Genomic DNA, 10,468 nt, shown 5'->3' on the forward strand with positions numbered 1-10,468 from the left:
TCGTGCCGTCCTGAATATATCCCTGATATCCAGGGTCAGGCTCTGCCGTTACATTGCTGACATAAGCATTCCCTCCGGCCGCTCCGATCCCGGGCATATTTGTGCTTTTATCTCCGATGGCAATGACAACCGTATCTCCGCCACTGATATGCACATTTTTCAGCTTATAGGTTTTAGTCGTTCCCGCAGCACTTGTCCCTATTCCAGGTGCATCTTTGCCTCCTCGTGCCTCAATTTTCCCCCCGGTTATATACAGGCCATCGAAGTCACCTCCGAATCATCCACCTATCCCCGGGCCACTGTCCGTTCCGGTTGCTTTGATATTTCCTCCTGAGATATAAATATTTTTTGTATATGCTGATGCATTATGGGCCTGTGTATTACATGCCGCCCCGATTCCAGCTACATGAGTACCTCCGCTGACTTCAAGATTTCCGCCTCTAATTCTAAAATTACAAAACCCTGCTTCACTGAGCTGTTGAACATTTGTCATTGTGCTGCCGATTGCTCCGGCATGAACCACATTGCCTTTTGCTATTAATGTACCACAATCATCATCACACTGATGCCCTTCCTGGCATGCATATTCACACTGTAAAATCAGCGATCCGTCCATACCATTTTTGGCAAGTGCTGCTCCTCCTGAATATCCTGAACTAGATCCGAAGTTGCATCCCCATTTATTTATACCCTTCAGTGTGATTGTCACATCTGCATGCGAAACAACCACACAGCTCTGCGTCGTTGCATTGCTTTCAATCTCTACACTATCAAATGTCAGTTCTGTCTTAACCCCTCTTGCCACAATCACGTTATAATTATTGGTTTTTCCTGTAATATAATAGCCGTTCGGATTCAGTTCTTTCTCTGCCTCTGAAAGACCTCCGCCTGATGCTCCTGTCTGATTGATCCTGATATTCCCAAGGCTCACATCCAGCATGGTCTGTCCTTCTTTTGTTTTCTTCAGAGGCTTTTCTGAAACTTTATTCACCAAAGGAACGATCGTCTCATCAGCACCCAGGAAGGTTTCTGTATTCTTAAATCTGCTTAAGCCCCCCCCCTTTCTTCCATGTCTTTTGACAAATCTCCCGCTTGGGTACTGGTTTCGGTCTCCGATTCTTCTGTTGTCGATTCTGTATCCTCTGTATTTCCTATGTCCGCTTCAGGCTTTCTATCTTCTGTCGGTTCTGTTTCCACCTCTGCTGCTTCCTGTACACCGGCCTCGGCAAAAACCATAGCTTGTCCCGTTCCAAATACAATGACCAACAGGAAAACTAAAAATTTTCTTTTCATGACTATTGCTCCTTTTCCTCGTAATCTGACATTTTTTCTTATCAGGTATAGGTGCCTGTTGAAACAGTTAGATAAAAGAAAAATATTTTTATGCAGAAACGATACTTATAAAACTTCCTTAGTAAAAAGAAAAACTGGTATTACTTTTCATAATACCAGATAACCTCATTTCTTGATTTTAAATTCAACTACTGCATACGGCTTTCTTGTCTCATCACACAATTCCGCCACAATCCGTTCCTCTTCCACAGATATTCTCGGTATCATTAAGTCCCCCAGTTTAGCAGAATTTTTGTATTCAACTCTCACCTGCTGTATGTTTGTATATAGAGGGAGTTCATTCCACGCCTGCCTCACATACTGGCTGTTATTGACATGGTGGTTGCTGTCAATCCAGGATTTGGGTACTTTCAACCCCTCCTTTTCCTCCAAGCTGTCCGGAAGTTTGATTTTTCTGGGCGCATACTCCATGGGCAGCGCAGGCTCCGGGGCATATACCGCGATTTCCTCCGGTGAAGCTTTTACCGGACGGCCCGTCTCTAAGTCCATATAAACCCAATAGGAGTTGGCATAAGCCAGCATCGCATCATTTTCATCTTTCATCGTAAAATTTCTCAGGCCAAACAGACGCTCAAACCCCGATGCCCAGGTACTGGTCCTTACCAAATCCCCTTCCAGCGGGAAACGCTCAATCACGACCTGCCAGGAATTGAGCACCCACGCCCTGTTCTTAGACTTCAGATACTGCACTCCCACGCCCAAATCTTCTGACTGGAACACACTGCAGTCCTGAAAATAATCAATAATTCCCGGCACCGGAAGTTTTCCCTCCGCGTCTACCTCACTATATCTTACTCTGCTCTCAAATGTATACATAACGGCTCCTTTTTATAAGCAAATAACTGTCATGATCAGTGTAGCATAAGCAGAGAAAGGTATCAATTTTTCATATCTAAAAAACCAATCAGCACGGTCCATACATAGGCACATGTCTTTGGTATCATCAGCATGCCTGCCGTCGGAAACCGGTCGGAAAACAGAACAACCGGTATATAAAAAGCGAAGCTCAGAGTAATGGTAAGCCACATGAACCGAAATGGGCGGTCTTTCCCTTTTCTTGTCCTTTGATAAAATAAAATGATAATCAACAATCCTAATGCCGCAAACGGAAGATTCCGGTAGATTCCCCACTGAAGGGGCGCATTTGCACTGGTCCATTGATTTTGAGGCATCAGGCACAAAACGATTCGAAGAGCAGCCAGAAAATAAACAGCAGCTGTCAAAATGTTTTTACCGGTTACATGATAGCGCATTCTCCATATATGATAGAGCAGAATATAAAAAATCGTCATTGTTATGGAAGTTACCAGTTTTCCAATCCCCAAAGCCTGTGTATAATGTTCCAGCCCAGTAGTACATAGGGCGACCGCTCTCGGAATCAGATGAAAAGAATCTCCTGCTCCGAGGATCACAGCCATAATGCCGAAAACTTTATACTGCATTCTGCCCCGGCTTTTGCGTATCATGATGATCCCAAGTGAGATCACTGTGGTAAGATAAATTACATCAAAAATTGTTTCCATCACTGCCTGCATTGTCTTCTCCTCCTTCTTACATTTCCGCTGCCGCTGATCGCCGTCCCAGACTGTGAACCTTTATATAACGGCTGATAAAGCCTGTTCCGGCAAGAAACAAAGCTGTCCCCAATCCGGTATAAAATACGGCAATCCATGAGTCGGGCCAAATACCGGACATCCGGATACTAATGCCAAAAGACATCATAAAGGCCATGATACAAAATGATTTTACGTCAAAAAACTTCAGAATAAACTGCTTTTCCTCTGTATAATTCATGATTCGGGCCGTATGTTTCTTCACAAGTTTTCCAAACACCATAGCTCTGAAAACAGCAAACACTGCCAAAGAAATCAGGGCGTTTCGTACAGACCAATTCTGACGGTATGCGAGAATTCCAATTCTCAAAATATTGATTCCCGCGAATCCCCATATGATACCTGCTGCCAAAAGCAGCTGTTTTTTTCTTACCTTCATAATACCTCCTCAATAATGAACTTCGTTCACTTTAGTCTGTAAATTTACCTGCCAAACCCGGCAGGTTATTAATAAATAACACGTTTTATTATTTCTATAAGAGCGGAACAATCCCTCTTCTCTTCCAGCAGTGATGATGTGATATTTGTAAAAACAAGATCGACAAAACTTTGGGGTGTCAGTTTATCATTGAAGGCCTCTGGATTCACACACTGATCCATCTTTAGCACACGGCAAAGTTCAGTCTTCATATGGTCAAAATATTGTTCCATCTTAAGCCGCCCCGTTTCTTTCTCCCCTGCGGCAAAACTCACAGAATGCAGAGTAAAAAATCCAGGATATTGTTTTGAACCCTTTTGTATCCTTTCATACACCCATGCAACACTGTCCGCAAAATTCAGAAACTGAACAGAACCTTCGGGCATATGGAAAATTTCTCTCCAAACATTTTCCACAGTTGCAGTCAATAGCTCTGCCTTTGAGGGAAAATAGTTATAAACAGAGCCAACAGCTACACCGCAGACGGATGCCACAGTTCTCATATTCACTGCCTGAAGTCCTTTTTCCATTACAAGCTTTTGGCTGGCAGCCAGAATCGCTTCTCTGGAAGTCACTGTTTTATTCAAATCATCCCTCCTTCTATATTGAACATTGTTCATTATAGTGGAATTCACAAGGTATGTCAACATAACTACCCTATGATTTTTCCTCCCTGAAGGATATACCGCTCATATTTGGCTCTAAAAAACCAGCCGACACACAGCATAACCAATCCGACGATCAAAGCCGCTGTCTTCCGCGGTCCGTCCGGTGAAAAAATAATGGACACTAAAATACCGGTTCCTCCGCCCTCCAAAAAATCGATCAGCTTCTTTTTCTTCCATATGGCCTTTTCTCTTTTCAGGGAACCAACGACATTTTCATCTGCCTTCTTCCGGAACTCATCGCTGCCGAGTCTCTGTCCACTCAGCAGTTCGTTGATGCTGATCTCAAATTCTTCACACAAACTGAGCATCGTCGCAATATCCGGCATGTAATTTCCATTTTCCCACCGTGAAACAGTCTTATTCGTCACTCCGATTTTTTCACCCAGTTCTGCCTGAGTAATGCCGCGCTCCCTGCGCAGCAGGGCAATAAATATTCCGATTTTCTTCTGATCCAAGATGATCCCCTCCTTTTTATGCTCATTATAACAGGAGAAGATCATTTTGTATTCCCCACAGACAGCGAAACACCTTTTATCGCCATTTCATTCCATTAAATCATTTTAAAATATTTGCATGCCTTTTCAATTCCATCTTTCTCCACATCATCTGTTATGTAATCCGCACAAACCTTGACGTCTTCCTCTGCATTGCCCATCGCGACCCCGATTCCTGCGTATCGGAGCATATCCATATCATTTTCTCCATCTCCAAATGCCATGATTTCATTCTGTCGAATCCCACAATCCTGTAGAATCTGCCTGATTCCGGCCACTTTTCCCCCGTTTTTTGATATGATATCGACCCCATATGGATTCCATCTGGTCATCTTGCAGCCATCAAGTCCCGCCACGATTTCCTCTGCCATTCTTTCCTCTGAATACAAAATAAACTGATAGATCGGCTCTCCGGAATAAGTGCCGATTTCAGGAACTGGTGTATTGATCGCTGCCTGTGCCTTCTCCACCAGCTCATCAATATAATTAATATACATTCTGTCTTTTTCAACCAGCATTACCGGCACCTTCTTCTCCTCAAACATAGCAAGCATCAGCTCAACATCCCTCTCGCCGATTGCTTCTCCGTAAAGCAGTTCTTTTCTGCTGTCCAGGCAGAGCTGCCCGTTCAGTGTAATGTAGCCGTCAAACCGTATATCATCGACCGGCAGATCTCTGATCTCTGACATATGTCTGCCGGTGGCCGTAAAGACCTTGACTCCATTCATTCTCATACTGTCTATGGCTTCCCCTGCGCTTTTGGGTATTTGACCGGTTGTATTAGAAAGCAATGTGCCGTCAATGTCTAAAAATACTGCTTTTATCATGTTCTGATTCTCCTTTTATCATCAAATCTAAAAATGGCGCAAGCAATGTCTCCACTTGCGCCATTTTCTGGATTCTCTTTTCTTATTTCTGCACGATATTTACGATTCTTCCCGGAACATAGATCTCTTTTACAACGGTTCCGTTCAGTTTATCACCCAATGCTTCTTTTGCTTTTGCTATAACCGCATCCTTCGCATCGTCTGCTCCGATAGTAATGGTTGTTCTCGCTTTTCCGTTGATCTGTACGGCAATCTCAACTTCATCGTCTTTCAGATATGCCTCATCATAGGACGGCCATTCCTCTGAAAATACACTGTCCGCATGACCAAGTTCCCTCCAGAGTTCCTCAGAAATATGAGGTGCGAAAGGTGCCAGCAGCACAATAAAGGTTTCCAGAGTCTTTTTGTCCACTCCGCCCTTTTTCGCCATATCATTGAGCTTATTATTATACTCCATGAATCCGCTGACCACTGTATTCAGGCTGAATTTCTCAAGCCTGCTTGTCACATCATATACAAGGCGGTTCCGCACCTTCAGCAGATCCTTTGTCTCTTTGACATCCTTATCCTTCTGATCCAGAACCACGTTGTAGAAACGGCTTAAGAAACGGCGCACACCGTCGATTCCTCTCTCGTCCCACTCCGCATCCAGTTCCGGCGGACCCACAAAGAGTTCATACATTCTGAGGGAATCACATCCGTAATCTCTTACCAGATCATCCGGTGAAACTACATTTCCTTTAGACTTGCTCATCTTAATTCCATTTTTACCGGTGATCATACCCTGGTTGAACAGCTTGTGGAACGGTTCATCAAAGTCTACTGCACCGATATCATACAAGAACTTCGTGTAAAATCTGGAATATAAAAGATGGAGTACTGCATGCTCCACACCGCCGATATACATGTCAACCGGCAGGTATTTGTCCGCTTTTTCTTTGGAAACCAGTTCTTCACTGTTCTTGCTGTCGATATAGCGCAGGAAATACCAGGATGATCCCGCCCACTGAGGCATGGTATTTGTCTCTCTCTTGGCCGGTTTTCCGCAGACCGGGCAGGTTGTGTTGACCCATTCGTCAATGTCTGCAAGCGGAGATTCTCCGGTTCCCGTAGGCTCGTATTTTTCTACTTCCGGAAGGGTCAGAGGAAGTTCTTCTTCCGGCACCGGCACGGCGCCGCAGTCCGGACAGTGAACGATCGGAATCGGTTCTCCCCAGTAGCGCTGACGGCTGAATACCCAGTCTCTAAGTTTATAGTTGGTTGTCTTTTTGCCCACTCCCATCTTCTCGATGATTGCAGGGGCTTCCTCTTTTAACACAGAAGATTCCATACCATTCCAATCACCGGAATTGATCATGGTTCCGGCTGCCTCTGTATATGCCTCTGTCATATTTTCGATTTCTTTTCCGTCTTTCGCAATGACCTGTACGATCGGAATATCAAATTTCGTGGCAAATTCAAAGTCCCGGTCATCATGGGCAGGAACACACATAATAGCACCTGTTCCGTAGTCCGCAAGAACATAGTCGGACAGCCAGATCGGAACCTTTTTGCCGTTGATCGGGTTGACTGCATAGCTTCCGGTAAACACACCAGTCTTTTCCTTATCCTGAAGACGGTCCACAGAAGATTTCAGGGATGCCTGGTAAATATAATCCTCCACTGCCGCTCTTGTCTCATCCGTAGCCAATTCTGCAGCCAGTTTGTGCTCCGGCGCCAATACCATGAAGGTCGCTCCGTGAAGCGTATCCGGTCTTGTGGTATAGACGGTGATCACCTCGTCCCTGTCTTCCAGTTTAAAGTCTACCTCGGCGCCGTGGCTCTTTCCGATCCACTCTGCCTGCATTTTCTTCACTTTTTCCGGCCAGTCCAGTTTATCCAGATCACCCAGGAGACGGTCTGCATATTCTGTGATCTTTAACATCCATTGTCTCAGATTTTTCTTTGTCACATCTGCACCGCAGCGCTCACACTTGCCGTTGACAACCTCTTCGTTGGCAAGTCCTGTCTTACAGGAAGGGCACCAGTTGATCGGCATCTGTTTTTCGTAGGCCAGGCCCTTTTTAAACATCTGTACAAAGATCCACTGGGTCCATTTGTAGAATTCAGGATCTGTGGTATTGACTTCCATATCCCAGTCATAGACCGCCGCAATCTCACCGATCTGGCGTTTGATATTTTCTATATTCTTTGCGGTGGATTCTTTCGGATGCACGCCCATCTTGATGGCATAGTTTTCCGCCGGCAGTCCAAAGGCATCCCATCCCATAGGGTGGATCACGTAATATCCGTTGAGCATTTTGTAACGGCTCCACACATCGCTGATCACATAGCCTCTCCAGTGTCCCACATGGAGTCCGCTTCCTGACGGATACGGGAACATGTCCAGACAATAGTATTTCGGCTTTTTGCCGTCATTTACGTTGACCGGATGTTCCTCCCAGTGTTTCCTCCACTTCTGTTCGATTGCCTTATGATTATAAGGTACTGCCATAATTTCATCCTCCTAAACTGTATCTCTTGTCTAAATACAATATATAAAATAAACTAAATATACATATTAACTTATTCATTTTATCATATACCTGTTTGATGTCAATATTTCTGCTGTCCTATCATGAGAAAAAGCTGTCCGCTTCAAATAATACGAAACGGACAGCCTTTCTGATTTCATTAATTTTGTTCTGTTGTTTTCACTGTGGCTGTTGGGGCAGATGTCTCTGTCGCAGCCGGTATTTTCTGGACGGTAACCTTTACTGTTTTAGAAACTGTCTTTCCATTCATTCCTTTGTAGCTGATGGTCACATCATATGTGCCGTCTGCGTTTTGAATTTTATTCAGATCAACTTTAGCTTTATTGGAATTGATGGATGTTCCATTGTCTTTAATAGAAACAGCCTTTAAAATTTCCTGCTGCAAAGCATTCTTTGCTTCATCAAATTTATCGTCCGTCACCGTCATTGTGAACGTCTCTGGATTTATCTTTATCTCAGCATTCTTATAAGCTTTGACTGTAACTTTGACTGTCTTGGATGCCGCCCTGTAAGGCTTATTGCTGTTCTTCACCGTATACTTCACAGTGTAAGTTCCGGCTTTGTTAAACACGTAAGATTTGGCTTTTGAGTAAGACATGGTCGTGGCCTTCTTCTCACCCGGTTTTGTGATGGAGACTGTCATGGCAGAAGTCCTGCTCTTGCCGCTTCTCATCTTGGCCGTTGTCTTAAACACAGCGTTCTTCGTATTGATCGCAACTGTTTTGTTTGCCGCATTAGAAATCACCGGTGCCAGCGTATCTACAACCTTCACCTTGATCGTCTTGCTTGTGCTCTTTCCAAGGGCAGATTTTACAGAATACTTAATCTTGTATGTACCTAAAGATTTTGTACTGAATTTGGCTTTATAGTACTTTTTCTTCTTTGCGTTGTACTTGGTGACTGAATACTTCACTTTCTTCGTAAGGCTTTTCTTTGTCACGTTGTCTTTCGCCGTCACATTAGACTTCACGCTGTAAGATTTGCCGTACTCCACTGTTTTTTTCTTCTTGGAAGAAACTTTGATGGTCGGTTTTACCTTGCGGTACGGATTGTTCTTATCCGGATCTGTAGGGTCCCAATACATCTTTCTGGATGTAGATACTTTAAATCCTTTTGGTTTTCCTAACGGTCCCGGATTCTTACTGCTGTAAATCGTAACTTTTGTGCCCAGCTTACAGTTGTCATAGATCCACTTGGCATCCGCCACAGTTAACCGGATACATCCGTGTGATGCGGTCTTTCCAAGCTTATTGAACTGGACGGTGGACTGACTGGCCTTGCTGTGGCTGTAATACCATACAGAGTGGAATAAAATTCCTCCGTGAATCCTTGTACAATACTGTCCGTAGCTCGGCCCCATCAATGTCTGCCAGCGGTATTTCGCCGGAGTATAAAAGGTTCCGGACGGTGTATTGGAGCCCCCGCAGGACACCAAAAATGCCTTGATTGGTTTATACTTTCCTTTGGTAAGCTTATATACAGTGGCCACATTTGCCTGCTTATTTACCTTGATCCAGTACTTTGTCTGTGCCGCGCTGACGGTCTTTGCCTTAGCCGGACCGATTCCTGTCCCGATAAACAAAGACAGCATCAGAAGGACTGCTGTCAACTTCTTTAACTTGCTGATTTGCTGCTTCATAACTTCCCCTTTCGTCTATCCTAAATACTCTACCATTATATCCGCTCTCTTTTACACTTGTAAATAGCAAAAAGTATGTTATGATAAATTTAAGAAAATCGTAAAATATCAAGGAGGACATTATGATCGCATTTAATCACTTTAACTTCAACGTTCTGGACTTGGACAAAAGCCTTGACTTCTATAAAAAAGCATTGGATCTGGAGCCTGTCCGTGAAAAAAACGCATCCGACGGGAGCTTTAAACTCGTTTTTCTGGGAGATCAGACCACAGGCTTCTCACTGGAACTCACATGGTTAAAGGACCGCACCGAACCGTATAATCTGGGAGAACTGGAATATCATCTTGCACTGGAGACCGACGATATGGAAGCCCTCCACAAGCGCCATGAGGAGATGGGATGCATCTGTTACGAAAATCCTGACATGGGGATTTATTTCATCAGTGATCCCGACGGCTACTGGATCGAGATCATACCGAGCAAAAAATAATTACTTTTCAAACACCAAAAGAGAATCCTGACAGTTTTTTATAACTGACAGGATTCTCTTTTTATCTGCATAATGTTCAGCAGTTCCGCAGGAAGACTTCATACCCCTTTTCCACTTCATAGAGATCGGATTTGCTTGTGATCTCCCACGGTGCATGCATATTCAGCACTGCTACACCACAGTCGATGACGTCCATAGCATAGGAAGCCGGAATATAAGCGATGGTTCCCCCGCCGCCTTCATCCACCTTTCCGAGTTCCGCAGTCTGGAATGCCACCTGATTTTCATCGAACATTCTGCGGAGTTTCGCAACGAACTCAGGGTTGGCGTCGTTGGAACCGGACTTTCCTCTGGAGCCGGTGTATTTATTCAGGACCAGCCCCTTTCCGAAGTAAGCCGCATTCTTTTTTTCCATAACCTGAGGATAATTC

11 protein-coding genes and 1 pseudogene are annotated in these 10,468 nt (G+C 44.3%); 1 reads left to right on the forward strand and 11 read right to left on the reverse strand.

The annotated features are described in order from the left end of the window. Nucleotides 1–277: 277 nt before the first annotated feature. From QVP35_RS13885 to QVP35_RS13930, 10 genes are all read right to left on the reverse strand, one after another. The gene (locus QVP35_RS13885; protein ID WP_227031826.1) at nucleotides 278–991 is read right to left on the reverse strand and encodes a hypothetical protein; all 714 of its coding nucleotides are present in this window, start codon (nucleotides 989–991) and stop codon (nucleotides 278–280) included. A 56-nt stretch (nucleotides 992–1,047) separates the two neighbouring features. Further along, entirely contained in the window at nucleotides 1,048–1,293 is a 246-nt protein-coding gene (locus QVP35_RS13890; protein ID WP_022261279.1) for a hypothetical protein, read from the reverse strand. A 165-nt stretch (nucleotides 1,294–1,458) separates the two neighbouring features. Next, entirely contained in the window at nucleotides 1,459–2,169 is a 711-nt protein-coding gene (locus tag QVP35_RS13895; RefSeq protein WP_009289434.1) for an acyl-[acyl-carrier-protein] thioesterase, read from the reverse strand. 62 nt (nucleotides 2,170–2,231) lie between these two features. Then, a complete protein-coding gene (locus QVP35_RS13900; protein ID WP_009289433.1) occupies nucleotides 2,232–2,888 on the reverse strand; it encodes a hypothetical protein in 657 nt (218 codons plus the stop codon). 16 nt (nucleotides 2,889–2,904) lie between these two features. After that, a complete protein-coding gene (locus QVP35_RS13905; RefSeq protein ID WP_022261280.1) occupies nucleotides 2,905–3,345 on the reverse strand; it encodes a hypothetical protein in 441 nt (146 codons plus the stop codon). 68 nt (nucleotides 3,346–3,413) lie between these two features. Continuing rightward, the gene (locus QVP35_RS13910; RefSeq protein ID WP_009289431.1) at nucleotides 3,414–3,971 is read right to left on the reverse strand and encodes a TetR/AcrR family transcriptional regulator; all 558 of its coding nucleotides are present in this window, start codon (nucleotides 3,969–3,971) and stop codon (nucleotides 3,414–3,416) included. A 65-nt stretch (nucleotides 3,972–4,036) separates the two neighbouring features. Beyond that, nucleotides 4,037–4,507, reverse strand: a complete 471-nt coding sequence (locus QVP35_RS13915; RefSeq protein WP_022261281.1) for a helix-turn-helix domain-containing protein — start codon at nucleotides 4,505–4,507, stop codon at nucleotides 4,037–4,039. A 95-nt stretch (nucleotides 4,508–4,602) separates the two neighbouring features. Next, nucleotides 4,603–5,373 carry a Cof-type HAD-IIB family hydrolase gene (locus QVP35_RS13920; RefSeq protein WP_009289429.1) on the reverse strand — a complete coding sequence of 257 codons (771 nt, stop codon included), beginning with the start codon at nucleotides 5,371–5,373 and terminating at the stop codon, nucleotides 4,603–4,605. 82 nt (nucleotides 5,374–5,455) lie between these two features. After that, on the reverse strand, nucleotides 5,456–7,867 hold the full coding sequence (gene leuS / locus QVP35_RS13925) for a leucine--tRNA ligase (RefSeq protein WP_009289428.1): 2,412 nt from the start codon (nucleotides 7,865–7,867) through the stop codon (nucleotides 5,456–5,458). 179 nt (nucleotides 7,868–8,046) lie between these two features. Then, a complete protein-coding gene (locus tag QVP35_RS13930; protein WP_009289427.1) occupies nucleotides 8,047–9,546 on the reverse strand; it encodes a L,D-transpeptidase in 1,500 nt (499 codons plus the stop codon). A 122-nt stretch (nucleotides 9,547–9,668) separates the two neighbouring features. On the opposite strand from QVP35_RS13930, the gene QVP35_RS13935 reads away from it, so the two are divergent. After that, nucleotides 9,669–10,037, forward strand: coding sequence for a VOC family protein (locus QVP35_RS13935; RefSeq protein ID WP_006566643.1), 369 nt, complete (start codon nucleotides 9,669–9,671; stop codon nucleotides 10,035–10,037). A 76-nt stretch (nucleotides 10,038–10,113) separates the two neighbouring features. Here QVP35_RS13935 and QVP35_RS13940 read toward each other — a convergent pair. Then, nucleotides 10,114–10,468: pseudogene (locus tag QVP35_RS13940) on the reverse strand (aminopeptidase); the annotation flags it as partial.

Origin of the sequence: Anaerostipes sp. CAG:276 (genome assembly GCF_000432215.1) — a bacterium.
GTDB classification, from domain to species: domain Bacteria; phylum Bacillota; class Clostridia; order Lachnospirales; family Lachnospiraceae; genus Anaerostipes; species Anaerostipes caccae.